Raw genomic sequence first — 20,262 nt, forward strand, 5'->3', positions numbered from 1 at the left:
TTACTGATTGATACTATTTAATGCCGCATCTATTTGTGAAGGTTGTATAATATCACCGGTATTATTACCCCATGCATTGCGTTCGTAAGTGATCACTGCCGCGAGTTCTTTTTTGGTTAGTTGTTTTGCGAATGATGCCATTGCAGTACCGGAAACGCCTTGAAGAACAACATTGATATGTTTATCCACATCACCCAGTGCGATAGGACTATTCTGTAATGCTGGGAATGCACCTGGAATACCTTGTCCAGCAACTTGGTGACAAGCGGCACAGGTTCGATTATATACCTCTTCTCCGAGTGTCATCATGGTCGGCATATCCATGGTTGTCGTTAAACTTTGTTGTTCCGCTTGTAACTGCTGTTTTGCCGTGACTTGCGCTTGGGCTAACCAATCATCAAATGCTTCAGGCTCTAATGCCGTAACCACAATTGGCATAAAGCCATGGTCTTTACCGCATAATTCGGCACATTGACCTCGGTAAGTTCCGGGAGTGTCTATTTTGGTCCAAGCCTCATTAATAAAGCCGGGGTTCGCGTCTTTTTTCACTGCAAATGCAGGCACCCACCATGAGTGAATGACATCATCAGCCGTGATTAGAAAACGGACCTTTTTATTGATCGGTAATACGAGTGGATTATCCACCTCTTTTAGGTAGTGCGGTTGCTTCTCTATTTCGTTGTTGATTTCAGCTTGGCTGGTGGTTGAACGGCTATAGAACTCAAGGTCATGGTCAAAATAACGATAGTGCCACTTCCATTGTGAACCGGTGATTTGAATGGTGATATCAGCTTTAGTGGTATCTTCCATTAAGATTAGCGCTTGTGTTGATGGGATCGCCATACCAATTAAGATAACGATGGGGATCGCAGTCCAAATTATCTCAACAGTTGTACTTTCATGGAATGACGCCGACACAGCGCCTTTGGATTTTCGATGACTATATAAGGACCAAAACATGACGCCAAACACAATGAAGGCGATGGCTATGCAAATGTACAAAATTGTCATATGTAAACTGTATACGGTATTACTTATCCCTGTGACCCCTTCAGTCATATTTATATTTGACTGCTGAGCAAATAATGGTGTTGAAACTATCCCTAGCATAAATGTGTTTATTATTTTTTTTGGTTTGAATAAGCGCACATAACCTCCCTCAAAATTATCCATAACGATATAGATTAGATAATGAGTGAATTGTGTTAATTCGCTGCTACAGCCCTAAGCATCTAACAATTCACTGTTATTTGCCAAAGTATAGTTACAGAAATGTTAAATGTGCTACTTTGTTTCTCAGATAATTTCGTTTATATTTTTTCCTATGCCTCAAAGGTGATGACTTCAAATGATTGTTTTAGCGCTGTAATTTGTTTCTGCAGTTTAGCAATGTGATTAGAGACTGAGCACGAGAGGTCCAGCTTGTCTTGTTCTTGAACGCTGTCTAAGCGCATCACTTTTAGTTTGATGATTTGTGTATCGGTCATGAGATTATTAATATGCTGAACCATTTCTGGATTGGGGTACTTCTCTTTGAGTAATTCTAGTTGATTCGAAAAGTCTAAAAAGATACGTTCAATTTCGATAATAGTCATAGCAACCCCTAAACATTATTGTTGATGATCCAAAGAAGATTAATGTGAACAGCTTAAACGTTATTATAGTGTAAATTCCAATTTTCAACGCTGAGACCTAAATACGGGCTGTTTGTTGTTATTTTTGTTGTTATAGTTTGTTACCTTGCGGCGAATGCTTTAATTTAAGGAGAGAGGTGAGTACTTGGTGATGGAATTGATTAACGGGATAAAAGGATGGCGAGTAATTAACCAAACTCAAGATTGAAAACAGTAAATTTCCTGTTTTTCATCTTATTTACCCATAAAAATCATTTTTATTCTTGAATTCTGACTTTTCATCCATACATTATAAGCAAATAAAAATATTAAAGCGTTATTTAGAGTCGCAATGCTCGATTTTATTCTTGCTGCTAGTTATAATATCGCGTCATAAATTTCCAGTTGGAAATGTTAATAAATTCATTAGAGGTATCTAAATGCAAGTTTCTGTAGAAACGACTCAAGGCCTAGAGCGCCGTTTAACTATCACAGTTCCAGCTGCAACAGTTAGCAAAGAAATCGAAAACCGTTTACGTGGTTTAGCAAAAACTCAACGTATCGATGGTTTCCGTCCAGGTAAAGTACCAGCTAAAGTAATCAAAAAACGTTTTGGTGCTGCTGTAGCTGAAGAAGTTGCTGGTGAAATCATGCAACGTAACTTCTACGAAGCAATCGTAGCTGAAAAATTAAACTTAGCTGGCGCACCAACGCTAGAGCCTGCAGAAGTTAAAGAAGGCGAAGACTTCTCTTTCACTGCAACGCTTGAAGTTTACCCAGAGTTTGAAGTTTCAGGTATCGAAGCAATCGAAATCGAAAAATCAGTATCTTCAGTAACAGACACTGATGTTGATGGCATGATCGAAACTTTACGTAAGCAACACGCTGAGTGGGTTACTGCTGATCGCGCTGCTGAAGCTAACGACCAAGTTAAAATTAACTTCAACGGTAGCATCGACGGTGAAGAATTCGAAGGCGGCAAAGCTGAAGACTTCACTCTAGCTATGGGCCAAGGTCGTATGATCCCTGGTTTCGAAGAAGGCATCGTAGGTAAATCTGCGGGCGAAGAGTTCACTGTTGAAGTAACTTTCCCTGAAGAATACCATGCAGAAAACCTAAAAGGTAAAACTGCAAGCTTCGCTATCACGCTAAACGCTGTTGAAGCACAAGAATTGCCAGAAATTAACGCTGAATTCGTTGGTAAATTCGGTGTTGAAGACGGTACGCTTGAGTCTCTAAAAACTGAAATCAGCAAAAACATGAGCCGTGAACTTGAGCAAGCTATCAAAGCTGACACAAAAACTAAAGTTCTTGACGCACTAGTTGAAACAAATGACATCGAAATTCCTGCTGCATTAATTAAGCAAGAAATCGTTACATTACGTCAACAAGCTATGCAACGTTTTGGCCAAATGGCACCACAAAACGCACCAGAACTTCCTGATGAACTATTCACAGAGCAAGCTAGCCGTCGTGTTAAAATCGGTCTAGTTCTTGGTGAATTCATCAAATCAAACGAAATCACAGCGGATGACGCACGTGTTCAAGACATGATCGCATCTATGGCTTCTGCATACGAAGATCCAGCTGAAGTTATCGCACACTACAAAGACAACGACCAAGCTTTAGAAAACGTTCGTAATGTAGCTGTTGAAGACCAAGCTATTGATTTAGTTTTAGAAAAAGCAAATGTAACAGAAAAAGAAGTTGCGTTCGAAGAGCTAATGAATAAAGCGACTCAAAACGCATAATTGTTTATTAGATTGAACAAAATACGTAATTAAGCGCTATAATGGCTCGAGTGGGGGGTATTTCACTTGGGCCATTTTTATTTAGGGATGATAATATGTCACAATTCTTTAATAATATCACAGAGTCGCCGTCAAACACGTTAGTACCTATGGTTGTTGAACAAACAGCTAAAGGCGAACGTTCTTATGACATTTATTCTCGACTTTTAAAAGACCGTGTAATCTTTTTGACTGGCCAGGTCGAAGATCATATGGCGAACCTTGTTGTTGCACAGCTACTGTTCTTAGAATCAGAAAACCCAGATAAAGATATTTTCCTTTATATTAATTCGCCTGGTGGTTCTGTTAGTGCTGGTATGTCAATTTATGACACCATGCAATTTATCAAGCCAAACGTATCTACGATTTGTATGGGTATGGCGGCGAGTATGGGAGCTTTTCTACTTGCTGGTGGCGAAAAAGGTAAGCGTCACGCATTACCTAATGCTAAGATTATGATCCACCAACCTTTAGGTGGTTATCAAGGTCAAGCATCTGATATTGAAATTCACGCGAATGAAATTATTAAAACTAAGCGTAAATTAAATGAAATATTAGCTGAACATACTGGTCAAGAGTATGATCGCCTTGCTACAGATACGGACCGTGATAATTTCATGACGTCAGCTGAAGCGATGGATTATGGTTTGATTGATTCAGTAATAACAAAACGTGATTAAGTAATTTTTGACAGGTCGATTGTCTTTTAGCCATAATGAAGATTAGGCATTGGGCTTTTACTTGTAATATGAGGTTATCGAATGACAGAAACAAAAAGTGGGGATAACGGCAAATTACTCTATTGTTCTTTTTGTGGCAAAAGCCAACATGAAGTGCGCAAGTTAATTGCCGGCCCATCTGTCTACATTTGTGATGAATGTGTTGATCTTTGTAACGATATTATTCGTGAAGAGATTAAAGAAATTGTACCAAAACGTGAAGGTGATGCATTACCGACACCGCATCAAATTCGTGGCAAGCTCGATGATTATGTCATTGGTCAAGACCATGCTAAGAAAGTGTTAGCTGTTGCGGTATACAATCACTACAAGCGTTTACGCAATGGCGATACATCAAATGGTGTAGAACTAGGTAAGAGTAATATCCTGCTAATTGGTCCAACGGGTAGTGGTAAAACATTATTGGCTGAAACACTAGCACGTATTCTTGATGTACCTTTTACTATGGCTGATGCCACGACATTAACTGAAGCGGGTTATGTTGGTGAAGATGTTGAAAATATTATTCAGAAATTATTGCAAAAATGCGATTATGACGTAGAGAAAGCCCAACGTGGTATTGTCTATATCGATGAAATTGATAAAATTTCGCGTAAATCTGATAATCCATCTATTACTCGTGACGTATCGGGTGAAGGTGTTCAGCAAGCATTATTAAAACTGATTGAAGGGACTGTTGCTTCAGTACCGCCACAAGGTGGTCGTAAGCATCCTCAACAAGAGTTTTTACAAGTAGATACATCTAAGATTTTATTCATCTGTGGTGGTGCATTTGCTGGTTTAGACAAAGTTATTGAAATGCGTACTAACAAAAATAGTGGTATTGGTTTCACAGCTGAAGTGAAAGGTGAAGCTGAGAAAGCAACTTTATCTGAAGTCTTCTCTAAAGTTGAACCACAAGATTTGGTTAAATTCGGTCTTATCCCTGAATTTATCGGTCGTTTACCTGTGACTGCGACATTAACAGAACTTGATGAAAGTGCATTAATTCAGATCTTAACAGAACCGAAAAATGCACTGACTAAACAGTATTCTGCACTATTCGATTTAGAAGGTGTTGATCTCGAGTTTTGTGAAGATGCACTTACTGCAATTGCAAAAAAAGCGATGTCTCGAAATACGGGTGCTCGTGGCTTACGTTCAATTGTAGAAGCCATTTTACTGGATACTATGTATGATCTACCTTCTGTTGACAATGTGAGCAAAGTTGTGATTGATGAATCTGTAATTAATGATGAATCAGCACCAATTTTGATTTATGAAAATACAGAGAACAAGGCTGTATCAGCAGATTAGTGTTAGATTTTTAAACACTTAATCTTAAAAAGGGGGCGCAATGCCCCTTTTTTTATATTATTTTTCATATTTTAAGCTCCTAGCATTGATTGTTGAGTAATAACCCCTATATATTCAATATTAGCCCTTAGTCCAGTTTTATAAGTGAGGACAAGATGAGTTTTGAGCGTACGGAACGTGTAGATATACCTGTATTACCATTGCGTGATGTTGTGGTTTATCCCCATATGGTAATCCCTTTGTTTATTGGCCGAGAAAAGTCAATTCGTTGTCTTGAAGCCGCAATGGATACAGATAAGCAAATATTTTTAGTTGCACAAAAAGATGCAGCTCAAGATGATCCCCAAGTTGATGATCTGAATAGCGTGGGTACAGTCGCTAATATTTTACAAATGTTGAAATTGCCTGATGGTACGGTAAAAGTATTGGTCGAAGGCACACAAAGAGCAAAATTAAATAGCTTGAGTGATAGCGATGATTATTTCCAAGCCGAGATTGAATATATTATCTCTGAATCAGTATCTGATGAAGAAGAAGATGTACTTATTCGATCTGCAATTGGCCAGTTTGAAGGCTATATAAAACTAAACAAAAAGATCCCAGCTGAAGTTTTAACCTCAGTGACGGCGATCGATGAAGCTGCGCGTCTTGCTGATACAATGGCTGCTCACATGCCATTAAAATTAGAAGATAAGCAGGTGGTATTAGAGTTAAGTAACGTTGGAGAACGTCTTGAGTTCTTAATGGCACAGATGGAATCTGAAATCGACCTATTACACGTTGAAAAGAAAATTCGAACACGTGTTAAAAAGCAGATGGAAAAAAGCCAGCGCGAATACTATTTGAATGAGCAAATGAAAGCGATTCAAAAAGAGCTTGGTGAGTCTGAAGATGGTGTGGATGAATTTGAACAATTGGCTGATAAAATTGAGCAAGCACAGATGCCTGCTGAGCCTAAAACCAAGACCATCGCTGAGCTGAATAAATTAAAAATGATGTCACCTATGTCTGCAGAAGCAACTGTAGTACGTAGTTATATCGATTGGATGATTTCAGTTCCTTGGAAGAAACGTTCAAAAGTTAAAAAAGACATTGGCAAAGCGTTAGAAGTTCTCGATGCAGACCATTATGGTTTGGATAAAGTAAAAGAACGTATTTTAGAATATCTAGCAGTACAAAGCCGAGTTAATAAACTCAAAGGTCCAATTCTTTGTCTTGTCGGTCCTCCGGGCGTAGGTAAAACCTCGTTAGGTCAATCGATTGCGAAAGCAACAGGACGTAAGTATGTTCGTATGGCTCTGGGTGGCGTACGTGATGAAGCGGAAATTCGTGGTCATCGCCGTACTTATATTGGTTCTATGCCGGGTAAAATCATCCAGAAAATGGCGAAAGTTGAAGTGCGTAATCCGTTATTCTTATTAGATGAAATTGATAAGATGGCATCGGATATGCGTGGTGATCCAGCATCGGCATTATTGGAAGTTTTAGACCCAGAGCAAAATACAACGTTCAACGATCATTATCTTGAAGTTGATTATGATTTGTCTGACGTTATGTTTGTTGCGACATCGAATTCAATGAACATACCAGGTCCGCTACTCGACCGTATGGAAGTGATTCGTTTATCGGGTTATACCGAAGATGAAAAACTGAATATTGCTAAACAGCATTTACTGGATAAGCAAATTGAGCGAAATGGTTTAAAATCAAAAGAGATTACCATTGAAGATAGCGCGATAATGGGTATTATCCGTTATTACACTCGTGAAGCGGGCGTACGTTCACTTGAGCGTGAAATTTCAAAACTATGCCGTAAAGCAGTGAAGCAAATATTGCTGAACAAATCACTTAAGTCAGTGACGATCAATCAAGATAATTTATCTGAATATTTAGGCGTTCAAGTCTTTGATTTTGGTAAAGCTGAAGGTGAAAGTCGTGTCGGTCAAGTAACCGGTCTGGCGTGGACAGAAGTTGGTGGTGAGTTATTGACTATCGAAACTACATCTGTTCCAGGTAAAGGCAAGCTGAATTACACCGGATCATTAGGTGAAGTGATGCAAGAATCTATTCAAGCTGCGATGACGGTTGTTCGCTCTCGCGCGGATAAGTTACGTATCAATGGCGACTTTTATGAAAAGCGTGACATTCATGTGCATGTGCCTGAAGGTGCTACACCAAAAGATGGACCAAGTGCGGGTATTGCCATGTGCACAGCGCTTGTATCTAGCTTAACGGGTAACCCTGTGCGTGCAAACGTTGCAATGACAGGTGAAATCACGTTAAGAGGTGAAGTATTACCCATTGGTGGCTTGAAAGAGAAACTGCTTGCAGCACATCGTGGTGGTATTAAGTGTGTCTTGATTCCAAAAGAAAATGAACGTGATTTAGAAGAGATCCCAGCCAATGTAATTGGTGATCTTGAGATTCATCCCGTTCGTTGGATTGAGGAAGTGCTAGAGCTTGCTTTAGAGCATAGCCCTGCTGGTTTTGAAGTTGTGTCAAAATAGTTTTATTGCTTTAGGTTAGAGTGCTGTAGATACTTGAATAGTAACTCTAACCTTGTTATAAACGCTGTTAAAGTTAGTTATATTGATGTTCAACTATTACATATAAATGATTATAATTAGGGGAAGAAAGTGAATAAAGCTCAACTGATAGATTGTGTTGCCGCTAAAGCTGATATTTCTAAAGCTGCTGCAGGTCGTGCTATTGATGCAATGATCGAATCTGTAACAGAAACACTAGAAAAAGATGAATCTGTTACTTTAGTGGGTTTTGGTACTTTTAGTGTACGAGATCGTGTTGCACGAATTGGTCGTAACCCACAAACCGGCGCAGAGATTCAAATTGCAGCATCTAAACTACCCGTATTTAAAGCTGGGAAGTTATTAAAAGAAGCATTGAAATCTTAAGCTATTGATTTTAATTTTTGAGTAAAGGCGCATCATGAGGTGCGTTTTTATTGTTATTTACTGTATTGCAGTTTAGAGAATACAATTATGTTAGAGAAGTTTCGCGAAGGTTCACAAGGACCGGGTGCTAAGATTATTTTAGGCGCAGTGATCGTTACGTTTGCCCTTGCTGGTGTAAGTAGTTATCTAGGTAGTGGTAGCGCTCAGTCCGCTGCGACAGTGAATGGCGTCGATATTTCAACGCAAGCACTTGAAAATCAAGTTAGAACTGACCGTTCTCGCTTAGAGTCTCAACAGGGTGAATCATTCGCCGCGCGTTGGGAACAACCCGAATTTCAAAATCAAGTACGTCAACAATCATTAAATACATTAGTTGCTCAAAATTTATTACAGAAAATGACAGATGACTTAGCGTTACGTATTGGTGATGAAAAGATCCGTAGTTATATTTTTGCGATGGAACAATTTCAAACGGATGGCGTATTTAATGACGAACGTTACATTAGTTTATTACGTCAAAGCGGCATGACGCCTGCACAATTTGTTGAGCGTTTACGTGCTGATTTTGCACAACAACAATTGACTGATGCATTAGTAAACTCAGAATTTAGCTTACCAAGTGAAGTTAAACTATTAGCTGCGTTACAAAATCAACAGCGTGAATTAAGTCAACTTATCGTGCCAGTAAATAAATTTGCTAGCGATGTGGTGGTGACTGATGCTGAAGTGAGTCGCTATTACGAAGACAACAAAGCGTTCTTTCAAACGCCACAGCAAGCATCTGTTGATTATATCCTAGTTGATATGAAGAACATTAGTGCAGGTATTGAATTAGACGCGGATGCGGCTGAAAATTACTATAACGAACACTTATCATCTTATACTCAAGAAGATAAACGTAAAGTTGCACATATCCTTGTTGCATTCAATGATGATGAATCTGCTGCTGAAGCAAAGGCACAAGACTTACTGGCTCAAATACAATCAGGCGCAGACTTTGCTCAATTAGCTAAATCATCATCTGATGATACGTTTAGCGGTGAAAATGGCGGTGAACTGGATTGGTTAGAAAAAGATATCATGGATCCAGCATTCGAAACGGCTGCATTTGCACTGAAGAATGACGGTGACGTAACGACTGAGCTAGTGCGCAGTGATTTTGGTTTCCATATCATTAAACTATTAGCGGTTGAACCGGGTAAAGTAAAAGCATTTGCAGACGTTAAAACAACAATTGAAACACGTTTGAAGAATGAGCAAGCCGTTACCCATTTTGATGAGTTAGCTGAAACATTAGCAGAGCAAGCATTTGAAGTACCTGATTCACTGGATGTTGCATCTGAAGCAACGGGTTTAACAATTGTATCAACAGAGCTATTTTCTGCGAATGCGATTCCTGCACCCTTGAATGATCCAAGAGTTGCTTCAACGTTATTCGATCAAGACTTTATTGCCGAAGCGCTAAACTCTGAAATCATTAACATTTCTGATGAGCAAAGTATTGTGGTTCGTATTAACGAATATAAACCACAAACAACGAAATCATTAGTGGATGTAAATGATGAAATTGTAGAACGTTTAAAAGCAATGAAAGCAGAACAAAAAGCACGAAGCTTTATGGCTACTGTATCCGCTAAGATTGATGCGGGTGAAAGTGTTGCTGCTGAACTTGCAACGGTTGGTGTAAACTTTACTGCACCTGAATGGTTAAGCCGTTTTGATTATACCAAAGCGGACTTTAAAGTATTGAGTACATTATTCTCAATGCCAAAACCTGCTGCAGAGCAAGTAAGTGTTGCCACTGAGACATCATTGAATGGCGATGTGACACTGCTGAAGTTCACATCTGTTCGTGACGCTGAAGTAAATGCTGAAGAAGCGGCTCGTTTAGGCGATACATTAAAAAATATTAATGCGCAAGCTGACTATGAAATGTTAATACAAACATTGATTAAAGCCGCTGACGTATCTTATCCTGTTGCTGCAGAGTGATATAAAAACTAAGTAATACTATAAAGCATTACTTAGTCGTTTAATTAATCCCAATGTGATTTTATATTGCGTTGGGATTTTTTTGCACTGTAATAATAGGGATTTATTAACTAGAATAAGAAGTTATGGCTAAATACATTATTACATTTATTACTATTACTCTCTTGTTACTCGCTGGCGCATGGTTTTATTCGCCAAAGGATAACCCGATCTTGGGGCATTGGGTGTCGACTGATGATTTTTATGGCAAGCCTGAGCTATTAGTGTTTACAGAATTTGGCATGTTGAAAGATGGTCGGCATGTGCCCGCTGATTTTGTGATTGGTCGTCAAAAGGTGACAGTAACAACTAATATAGCAAGCACCGAATATCTAATTGTGAGTGAGAATATGATTAAGCAGCGTGTGCCACGTCAGACGTGGCGGTTTTACTTACGTGCCGAGGCATTTGAAGATATGGAAGCAGAGTTAAATCAGAATGAGATTAAGCGCTATATTCAAGAATAAGGACATTAGCAGCTGTGTCTCTTCATGTTATATTGATTAGATAATATTTGTCCACATAATGCCGCTGTAGGCCGAGAGAATAGCTGCTCTGTATTACCTTGCTCGATGCATTCCCCTTGATGCATAACAATCATTTTGTCGCTTATGTGCTTAACGAGGCCAATATTATGGGTAACCACAATATAAGAGATGCCAATTGTTTTTTGTAGATCTAGCATCAAATTGATCATTTGTGAGCGCAGCGATATATCCAGCGTTGATAATGTATCATCAGCAATAATAATCTTCGGGTTTAAAATAAGCGCCCTGGCCAGAGCAATACGTTGTTTTTGGCCACTCGATAACATCGGTGGGTAGAAGGTTGCATATTCTGGTAGTAGACCGACCAAACGTAGCGTTTCGGTGATTTTTTCTGCGCGCTTGTTTACTGACATATCCGTATTTAATTGCAATGGCGCATCTAGAATTTGACCGACACTGGTACGGGGATTAAGTGATGTTTCAGGATCTTGAAATACCATTCTGATCGAACGGCAACGTAAGTCTGTATTGCTGTCATCTAGTTTGCAACCATCAATATAAATATTACCTTTAGTCGGCGGTATTATGCCTGCCAGTAAACGTGCTAGTGTCGATTTCCCCGAACCGGTTTCACCAATAATCGCGAGCGTTTCGGAACGGTTTAAATTAAATGAAATATTATTGACCGCCACGACTTCTTCGCGTTTAAAAAAACCCGTTGGATTGATATAGGTTTTCCCTAAGTTTTCTACACGCAGTAAAGGTTGCACACGCTTTTCCGCTGCGATGTCGATTATTTTTTCTGACATTTTGTACCTTTTAATTCATCTGCATTTAACGGGAAATGGCAACTAAACATATGGCCTTTTATCTTTTGCATTGGTGGTGTTATCACACAGTTTTTTTGGGCATTAGGGCAACGCGGTCCAAGTCGGCAACCAATTGGCAAATGGTGTAAGAGCGGAACCTGCCCAGCCAAGGTATTTAACCGTCCTTTATGTGGCACTTGGCTAAAATCTGGATTGGCACGTAATAATGCTGCAGTATAGGGGTGGTGGGTATGATTAAACACTTGATCTATTGTGCCACTTTCAACCATCTGCCCACAGTACATCACGGTCATATTATCTGCTAACAAACTCACTGTTTCTAAATCGTGGCTAATAAGAAGAATGGTGGTGTGTGATAACTTATTTAGCTTATCGAGTAAACGTAAAATTTGGTTTTGCGTTTTAGGCTCCATTGCAGTTGTCGGCTCATCAGCAATCAACAGACGGGGTTTTTTCGCAATTGCCATTGCTATCATCACTTTTTGACAGAGACCTTCAGAGAGCTCAAAAGGGTAGCTATTCATCACCTTTTTATGATCTTTTACACCGACTTTATGCAATAGGGCAATGGCTTGTTTTTTACGCCAGTTAAAACGATTCCAAAAATGGCCGGTAAACTGATCACACGGGATGGCCTCTGCAAGCTGATCGCCGGCTTTTTCTGATGGATCCAAATGCGCGGCTGCATCTTGAAAGATCATACCAATTTCTTTGCCCATCACTCGGCGACGTTGTACAGGGGTTAAGTTAAGTAAATCGATATCACCTAATCGTAAGCGGTCTGCACGAATACGCCAGTTATCTTTGGTGATCCCCATAATTGCTTTTGCAACAAGGCTCTTTCCTGAGCCCGATTCACCTACGAGCCCACGTACTTCACCATCACTGAGGGTCAGGTTAAATCGATCTACCGCTTTTAAGGTACCTTGTGGTGTTTCAATTTCAATGGTGAGATTTCGAATGTCGAGTAGTGCCATTAGTCAATTCCCGCAATAATAGATTGTCTTAAACTTTCGCCAACGACATTAACAATGAAAATAGTCACTAAAATCGCTAGACCAGGTAATACAACGGTCCAAGGTGCGATAAATACAAGGTCGGTTGCACCCGATAACATCGTGCCCCATTCCGAAAGGGGGCGTTGTGCACCTAAGCCTAAAAACCCTAATGCACTTATATCAATTATAGCTGACGAGATCGCACGAGTAAGTAAGTTTACAAGTGTTTCAATGATATTTGGAAATACGCCATAACGAATAATGCGGTAGTGATTTGCACCGTCAAGTTTGAGTGCAATGATGTATTCTTTTTGTAGTTCTTGATAAACCGATAAATAGACACCGCGAATAAATTGTGGGATAGAAGCCAGTAAAATTGCTAATAAGCTGTGATCCAAGCCTGGTCCAAGTATTGAAATAAAGATAATCGCTAATAACAACGACGGAATCGATAACGCTGTATCCATTATATGATGCAAGATGCTGGATAGCAGGCCACGGCTGATTGCAGCGGTAATACCAATTGTTGTGCCGATGATTAAGGCGATAAAGCTAATCAGCAGGGCGTTACCAAAGGTTAAAGGTAAACCATATAATAACCGTGATAGCACATCTCGGCCTAAATCGTCGGTGCCAAAGAAATAGTCAACGGTACCTTGATCATCCCATGAGGGTGGTTGTAAGAGTAAATGGGCTTGTCGTAGGTCTGGTTCATGGGGTGCAATCAAAGGTGCAAAAACCATTAAGAAACATAAAAAACCAAGTGCCCATAGCGCGGCCATCGCAATTTGTTGGGATGAATAGTGCTTCCAGGTTTGTTCGGTAGGGGAAAGAATATGTTCATCCGCAAAGACATTAATGTTGGGCATAAAGTTCTTTCCTGCGAATTGGATGAATGACGACAGTTAATATTTCGGTTAATACATTTGCGGTGACCACAAAGATGGCCACTGTTAACATCCCGCCTTGGATAGCAGCATGGTCTTGCTGATAAATACTGTTAATTAGCCAACGGCCGATGCCGGGCCATGAAAATACAGCTTCAGTGACCATTGCTGTCGTTAATACGGTACTAAATTGCAGACCAAGGTGCGGGATCATGTTTGGGATTGCATTACGCAGTACATGGCGCAGGATAATTTGGGTTTTACTTAAGCCCTTACTGGCTGCGGCTTTAATGTATTTTTGCTTCATGACATCACTGACGTGGTTACGCATTTGGCGAATAACTTCCGTGGTCGGCACCGTTGCTAATACAATTGTCGGTAAAAGTAAGTGCTTAAGCGCATCGTAAAATGCATCTTGGCTATGCGGGTTATCGGAAATAAGTGTATCAATAAGCATAAAGCCAGTTACTGAGTCAATCTCATAAAGTAAGTTCAGTCGACCTGTAACAGGTAGCCAATTCCAGTTAAGGGCAAAATACATCATGACTAACGATGCTAACCAAAATACCGGAATGGAAAAGATAAACAGAGAAATAGCCATGATGGTACTGTCGAGTGAGCTACCACGTTGCATCCCCGCCATTGTGCCAATGGGTACCCCAATTAAAATAGATAATATGAAGGCACTAAAACAAAGCTCTAATGTCGCGGGAAATACCGTTAATATTTCATCGAAAACGGGTTGACCCGTACCCGTGGTAACCCCCAGGTCACCTTGTGAAATTGCCATCAAATAATCAAAATAATTACTGAATACATTCCCATCTAAAGCTAAATCACCGGCCACACGGGTTCGGAGGTAGAAACCAATGACGGTTAATGCTGCGACCGTAATGACCAACAGGTTAATACGTCTTATTATATAAAAAAACATGAGTTACTGCCGTACTGTATTAATGAAATTGATGCCACCGAAAGCGGTTGTTTCAACGCCTTTTAGTCCACTTGTATAGGCATGTAAACGTAACGAATGTGCCAGTGGAATGAGTGGTAGTTCTTGTTGAATAATCTCTTGAGCGCGATAATAGAGTGTTACGCGTTCAATGTATTCTGTTTCAGTGACCGCTTGATTAATTAAATCATCGAATTCTGAGTTACACCAACGGGTATAATTCGATCCCGTGTTAATAGCATTACAACTCAATTGAAAGCGGAAGAAATTATCTGGGTCATTATTATCAGCAACCCAACCTAGTAGGTAACTATCATATTCACTCTGTTGTAATTTCTTTTCCATGAGCTGCCACTCATATTTAATAATTCTTACCTCAATACCGATTTGTGCTAGTTCAGATTGAATAAGTTCCGCCATTTTAACGGCATCTGGATTATAAACTTGTGATGATTTCAGCGCCATAATATCCATGCTAAAACCATTTGGATAGCCGGCTTCGGTCAATAGCTGACGTGCATATGCAAGGTTATATTTATAGCTTTTAAGGTAAGGGTTATAGGCCCAAGACACTGGTGGCAAAATAGATTTAGCATTGACCCCGGTATTGTAATACACCGCTTGTAATAGGGTTTCTTGGTTGATTGTGTGCGCTAATGCACGGCGAATCTTGGGATTGTCAAATGGTGCTTTTTCGGTATTGAATGCCCAATAAGCGACGTTTAAGCCTGTTTCTACTGATATACTGACTCGGTCATGCTCACTGATCATTTCAACCTGGCTGGCCGCTGGATAAGCCATGATATCGCATTCTTGAGTCAGTAATTTCGCTAATCGAGATGATGCATTTGGGGTGATATCAAAGATCAATTGTTTTATTTTGGCATTGTCCCCCCAATAATCATCATGTCTTTGATAGCGAATAAAATTATCAGTGCGGTATTCTTTAAATTTAAATGGGCCTGTACCAATAGGTAGATTGTCTATATCGGCCTTTTTGTTTAACGCAATCAAAGTATCGGCATATTCAGCGGATAAAATCACACTAAAATCACTGGCTAAATTAGCAATAAACGAAGAGTCAGGTCGCACGAGTTTAAATTCAATCGTGTAATCATCAATCTTTACGAGGGCTTGGACTTGTTGGTCTAATTCAATACCTTCAAAGAAAGGGTAGCCCGTCGGAGAAACGTCATGATAAGGATTCGTTTTATCTAAAATACGCGAGAAACTAAAGATGACATCATCAGCATCAAATGGTCGTGTTGGTGTAAAGTAATCGGTTTGATGAAAACGGACATTTTTCCGCAAGAAAAAACGATAAGAGAGGCGGTCTTCAGATATTTCCCAATCAATGGCCAATCCCGCTTTAAATTGCTGCGTATTTGGATCAATAAATAGCAAGCGGTTGTAAAGCTGGCTAGTCGTCGCATCAAGCGTTACATTTGATGTAGCCGTTTGAGGGTTAAATGAGGACGGACTTCCCTCGGTGCAATAAGAGAGACCGTCCTGTTTAATTTTGGTTTGCTTATCACATGCCGTTAAGGAGAACATAACGGTCAATGGCAGTATATATTTAATCAAATTTGGAATATGCATATTGTTTTATCACGATTACTTACCTCGCTAATTTATCACTAAGGTAATGTTCAACCAAGTTAATCTGTGTCTTTTACATCATAATAGTTAAGTTTATTGCAATATGATGTAAAAATTTTAATTATATCAGCTAGTTTTTGCCGTGAACGAGTAATATTTAGCAGTATTATTAAGCGATCTATTCAAATCAGGTATTCGGACTATATTAATCTTAGTGGCTCTATTTTTATTGACGATAGGCCTCTTGTTTACATGCTATTATATGCGCATAGAACTTTATGGTGGTTACAGTAATGCGTTTGGAATTAGTTTGTGAAGATAGAGTCGGTATTAGTCGTGAGATCCTTGATTGTTTTTTAGCTCGAGATATTAATTTATCCGCAATTGAGATCCAGCAACCCGACCGGATATTTATTAAATCACCTAATTTAGAATTTTCTGATTTACAGGCATTAATGACGAGTCTGCGTCGTATCAGTGGTGTATGCGATGTGAAAACAGTCGGTTATTTACCTTCTGAACTCGAGCATCAAGAAATTCAGACTTTGATGACTAACTTACCTGATATCGTATTTTCAGTTGATGTTAAAGGCTCCGTTTCTTTGGTTAACACACCCGCATTGACTGCGCTTGGGCTATCTGAGTCGCAGGTGAAAGGTCATTGTATTAGCCATTTTGTGAAGGGTTTCTCTATCTTAAAATGGTTGGAATCAGATGAAGTTTGTGCGCAAACGCAAAAGCTAACGTTATTGGATGAAGACTTCCTTGGCGATATATTACCCTTGAATATTAGCAGTGATATTAATCAAGTAGCACGTTCAAAAGCAATGGTAACACCAGACGAGCTCGTTGGTGCGGTGATTATTCTTAAATCGGTAGATCGCATTGGCAAGCAGTTTAATTTCTTACGTACTTTCCAGTTTGCTGCATTTGATGAAATTCTCGCCAAAAGCGATAAAATGCATACGCTAATTAATACGGCGAAAAAGTTAGCCATGCTTGATGCGCCGTTAATGATTTTAGGTGAGACAGGGGCGGGTAAAGAACTTATTGCTAAAGCCTGTCACCAAGCAAGTGGGCGCTCACAAAATCAATTTTTAGCATTAAACTGTGCAGCGGTGCCTGATGCGGTTGCAGAGTCTGAATTGTTTGGTGTGGTCACTCATGATGGTGAAACCAAACGTGGTATTTTTGAACTTGCGAATGAAGGTTCGGTATTGCTTGATGAAATTGGTGATATGTCACCTTACTTGCAAACTAAGTTTTTACGCTTGTTAGAAACAGGTTGTTTCCGACGGGTTGGTGACGAGCAAGAGGTATGTGTTGATGTGCGTATTTTTTGCACCACACAAAACGATCTGGCTAAATTAATCAGTGAAGGTAAATTCCGCCAAGATTTATATTATCGTTTAAATGTATTATCGATGACGGTGCCTGCACTGCGTGAACGTAAAGAAGATATTATCCCGCTATGTCACTCTTTCTGTTCCGTGTTCAGTCATGAACTACAGCGTACTAAACCGCTGTTAAGCCGCAATGTATTAGATCTATTACAATCTTACCCTTGGCCGGGTAATGTGCGTGAATTACGTAACGTGTTATATCACGCATTGACCTTGTTAGAGGGGGATACGCTAAACCCATGTGATTTAAATTTACCGAAAGCGAAAAATGAAAGTTATGATGAAGACTTGTTTGATGGCTCATTAGATGAAGCGTGTAAACGTTTTGAAAAGCTGTTACTGCAGCGCCTATATCCGTCTTACCCAAGCACACGTCAATTGGCAAAGCGCTTGGGCGTATCTCATACTGCCATTGCCAATAAACTACGAGATTATAAAATTACTAAAAAATAGTATTACGCCGCAAATGTCGTTATAAGCTAAAATTATTAAGGCTTATAGGCCAAAACAGTGACGGCTTGCATCCCTCGTATGCGAGCTACTGTGAAGGGAGTCCATATGATGGATACATTTGCTAAATTTTTTTACTCGATTGCTTTGAGTATAGGGACTTTCTCTATGACCGTATCTGCAGCCCAAGCTGAAGTCTATCCTTTTCAAGCTAAGTATGCGGTGTATTACAAAGACGTAAAATTTGGTAGTGGTGAGCGTACATTACGTCGTTTAAGTGGTGATAGCTATAAGCTCACGACACAAGCGAGTGTATTATTTGGTACCGGCGGCTATAAAAATAATTCATGGTTTAGCTTTAAAGACAACATCTTAACCACTGACCGTTACGAGCATGAAACATCGGTAATGGGCTTTGGAAACATATCATCAGCTTCCTTTGAAGATAATGGTGACATTTTAATGGATTTTGAAGATGGCCATGTAGAAATTAAATCAAAGCCGGGTGTGATGGATGTTGGTGCCATGACTATTGTTGTTCAAAATGATCTTAAGTTAGGTAAAACAGCATTCAGCTACGAATGGGTATTTGAAAAAAAACTAGAAACCATTCAATTTGAAGTTGTACAGAAAGAAACGATCAACACTATATTTGGCGACATGACAGCGGTTAAAGTCAAAGAAGTTAAAAAGAAGAAAAACCGCGCGACTTATTATTGGTTTATTCCCAAACTAGATTACCAGCTTGGGCAAGTTGAAGTATATAAACATGGCGTACGCAAATCGTACTTAAAACTCACAGATCTTACTTTTCAGTAACCTACCATAATTAGAAGATAAAATGACAAAGCCAATCATGATCATGGGGTGCACGAGCGACGCCGGTAAAAGTTTCGTTGTCGCGGGCTTATGCCGTATGTTTGCCAATCGTGGTATTAATGTCGCGCCATTTAAAGCGCAAAATATGAGTAATAACGCCGCTGTCACAGCACAAGGAGAAGAGATCGGCCGCGCGCAGTATCTACAAGCCATTGCTGCCAAAGTCCTTCCCGATGTACGCATGAACCCTGTATTACTAAAACCCAGTGCGGACACCCAAAGCCAGCTTATTTTAAACGGTAAACCAGCGCCAGAATTAAGTAACATTCCGTGGATGGAACGTAAGTCTCACCTTTTTGAACATGTTGAAAAAGCACTTAACGATTTACAACAAGACTACCAGCAAATCATTATTGAAGGCGCGGGCAGTCCGGCCGAAATTAACTTACGTGCCAGTGATATTGTGAACATGAGTGTTGCGCTGGCTTGTAATGCCGATGTTTATTTAGTTGCTGATATTGATAAAGGCGGTGCATTTGCGCATCTACTCGGTACTTTTATGTGCCTTGCAGAAGAAGAGCAAAAACTGATTAAAGGTTTTGTATTAAATAAATTTCGTGGTGATCCGTTATTATTGGGTAATGCCATGACTTGGTTGGAAGAGAAAACCGGTGTACCGACGGTTGCTAATATTCACTATTTTCCGCATCGTTTACCTGAAGAAGATACCTTACATCACCGTGCAACTTATCAAAGTGGACATATCAATATCGCGTTGATTACTTACCCCTATGCGGCGAACATGGACGAGTTTGATAACTTGATCCACCAAGATAATGTCAGCGTAGTCCCACTACGAGACGGTCAATCATTGGCTGACTTTGATGCCGTTATCTTACCCGGTAGTAAAAATACAGCGGCGAGCTTATTACATTTACGCGAATCCGGCTTAGCCAATGAGATTTACAAAGCGGCGCAGCGTGGGCAGCCTATTATCGGTATTTGTGGGGGCATGCAATTACTTGGTGAACAGATCTTGGATCCGCACCACATTGAAGGCGGTGATGAACAAGGTTTAGGACTGCTCCCTATTATCACATCACACGCCCAGACTAAAACCACCCGGCAGCGTGATATTGACTGGCAAGGTTTTAAATTATCGGGTTATGAAATTCACCACGGTAAAACAACGATTAGCGATGCGAGTCAAACGACGCGTTGTAAAAGCTTTATCGAAACCGATTTAGGCTGGCAGAAAGGGAATGTTTATGGCTGCTATTTACATGGATTGTTTGATAATAAAGGTTTTATCAATCAGTTTTTAGCGAATTTAGGCTGGGTAGGTGAAGCGGACGATCATGCCGTAAGCTTAGATGCGGAACTAAACCGTGTTGGTGATATGTTTGAAAAATTGAACTGGTTATAAAGTGTAGATAAAAATAAAGCAGGTAAAC

17 protein-coding genes are annotated in these 20,262 nt (G+C 39.8%); 10 read left to right on the forward strand and 7 right to left on the reverse strand.

Annotated features, from left to right (window positions below; genetic code table 11):
• Positions 1-1,173, reverse strand: a complete 1,173-nt coding sequence (gene coxB / locus AKG98_RS00945; RefSeq protein ID WP_067039991.1) for a cytochrome c oxidase subunit II — start codon at positions 1,171-1,173, stop codon at positions 1-3.
• Positions 1,174-1,322: 149 nt separating this feature from the next.
• Positions 1,323-1,595: a hypothetical protein gene (locus AKG98_RS00950; protein WP_067039994.1), complete on the reverse strand. Its 273-nt coding sequence runs from the start codon at positions 1,593-1,595 to the stop codon at positions 1,323-1,325.
• Between the two features lie 458 nt (positions 1,596-2,053).
• Between AKG98_RS00950 and tig the strand changes: the two genes are divergently transcribed.
• The 7 genes from tig (at position 2,054) to AKG98_RS00985 (ending at position 10,849) form a co-directional block, all read left to right on the forward strand.
• Positions 2,054-3,364 carry a trigger factor gene (gene tig / locus AKG98_RS00955; RefSeq protein WP_067039998.1) on the forward strand — a complete coding sequence of 437 codons (1,311 nt, stop codon included), beginning with the start codon at positions 2,054-2,056 and terminating at the stop codon, positions 3,362-3,364.
• 95 nt (positions 3,365-3,459) lie between these two features.
• Complete coding sequence (gene clpP, locus AKG98_RS00960; RefSeq protein ID WP_067040001.1) at positions 3,460-4,083, forward strand: ATP-dependent Clp endopeptidase proteolytic subunit ClpP; 624 nt, start codon at positions 3,460-3,462, stop codon at positions 4,081-4,083.
• A gap of 81 nt (positions 4,084-4,164) precedes the next feature.
• A complete protein-coding gene (clpX, locus tag AKG98_RS00965) occupies positions 4,165-5,439 on the forward strand; it encodes an ATP-dependent protease ATP-binding subunit ClpX (protein WP_067040004.1) in 1,275 nt (424 codons plus the stop codon).
• A gap of 155 nt (positions 5,440-5,594) precedes the next feature.
• Positions 5,595-7,946, forward strand: a complete 2,352-nt coding sequence (gene lon / locus AKG98_RS00970; protein WP_067040007.1) for an endopeptidase La — start codon at positions 5,595-5,597, stop codon at positions 7,944-7,946.
• A gap of 129 nt (positions 7,947-8,075) precedes the next feature.
• The gene (locus AKG98_RS00975; protein WP_067040010.1) at positions 8,076-8,351 is read left to right on the forward strand and encodes an HU family DNA-binding protein; all 276 of its coding nucleotides are present in this window, start codon (positions 8,076-8,078) and stop codon (positions 8,349-8,351) included.
• Between the two features lie 87 nt (positions 8,352-8,438).
• On the forward strand, positions 8,439-10,343 hold the full coding sequence (locus tag AKG98_RS00980) for a SurA N-terminal domain-containing protein (protein ID WP_067040012.1): 1,905 nt from the start codon (positions 8,439-8,441) through the stop codon (positions 10,341-10,343).
• A 125-nt stretch (positions 10,344-10,468) separates the two neighbouring features.
• A complete protein-coding gene (locus AKG98_RS00985; protein WP_067040015.1) occupies positions 10,469-10,849 on the forward strand; it encodes a hypothetical protein in 381 nt (126 codons plus the stop codon).
• Positions 10,850-10,854: 5 nt separating this feature from the next.
• Here AKG98_RS00985 and AKG98_RS00990 read toward each other — a convergent pair whose 3' ends face one another.
• Genes AKG98_RS00990 through sapA form a run of 5 tightly spaced genes read right to left on the reverse strand, consistent with a single transcriptional unit; the run spans position 10,855 to position 16,136 of the window.
• A complete protein-coding gene (locus tag AKG98_RS00990) occupies positions 10,855-11,679 on the reverse strand; it encodes an ATP-binding cassette domain-containing protein (RefSeq protein WP_067040018.1) in 825 nt (274 codons plus the stop codon).
• Positions 11,664-12,677 carry an oligopeptide/dipeptide ABC transporter ATP-binding protein gene (locus AKG98_RS00995; protein WP_067040021.1) on the reverse strand — a complete coding sequence of 338 codons (1,014 nt, stop codon included), beginning with the start codon at positions 12,675-12,677 and terminating at the stop codon, positions 11,664-11,666. The genes AKG98_RS00990 and AKG98_RS00995 overlap by 16 nt, the downstream gene beginning before the upstream one ends.
• Positions 12,677-13,567: an ABC transporter permease subunit gene (locus AKG98_RS01000; protein ID WP_067040025.1), complete on the reverse strand. Its 891-nt coding sequence runs from the start codon at positions 13,565-13,567 to the stop codon at positions 12,677-12,679. The genes AKG98_RS00995 and AKG98_RS01000 overlap by 1 nt, the downstream gene beginning before the upstream one ends.
• A complete protein-coding gene (locus AKG98_RS01005; protein WP_067040029.1) occupies positions 13,554-14,519 on the reverse strand; it encodes an ABC transporter permease subunit in 966 nt (321 codons plus the stop codon). The genes AKG98_RS01000 and AKG98_RS01005 overlap by 14 nt, the downstream gene beginning before the upstream one ends.
• Positions 14,520-14,522: 3 nt before the next feature.
• On the reverse strand, positions 14,523-16,136 hold the full coding sequence (gene sapA, locus AKG98_RS01010; RefSeq protein WP_067040032.1) for an ABC transporter substrate-binding protein SapA: 1,614 nt from the start codon (positions 16,134-16,136) through the stop codon (positions 14,523-14,525).
• A 293-nt stretch (positions 16,137-16,429) separates the two neighbouring features.
• On the opposite strand from sapA, the gene tyrR reads away from it, so the two are divergent.
• The 3 genes from tyrR (at position 16,430) to AKG98_RS01025 (ending at position 20,234) form a co-directional block, all read left to right on the forward strand.
• Positions 16,430-17,992, forward strand: coding sequence for a transcriptional regulator TyrR (gene tyrR, locus AKG98_RS01015; RefSeq protein ID WP_067040035.1), 1,563 nt, complete (start codon positions 16,430-16,432; stop codon positions 17,990-17,992).
• A gap of 105 nt (positions 17,993-18,097) precedes the next feature.
• Complete coding sequence (locus tag AKG98_RS01020; protein ID WP_228140172.1) at positions 18,098-18,808, forward strand: DUF3108 domain-containing protein; 711 nt, start codon at positions 18,098-18,100, stop codon at positions 18,806-18,808.
• Between the two features lie 22 nt (positions 18,809-18,830).
• On the forward strand, positions 18,831-20,234 hold the full coding sequence (locus tag AKG98_RS01025) for a cobyric acid synthase (protein WP_067040041.1): 1,404 nt from the start codon (positions 18,831-18,833) through the stop codon (positions 20,232-20,234).
• The last annotated feature ends 28 nt before the right edge of the window (positions 20,235-20,262 follow it).

It is taken from the genome of Moritella sp. JT01, from assembly GCF_001574435.1.
Classification (GTDB): Bacteria; Pseudomonadota; Gammaproteobacteria; order Enterobacterales; family Moritellaceae; genus Moritella.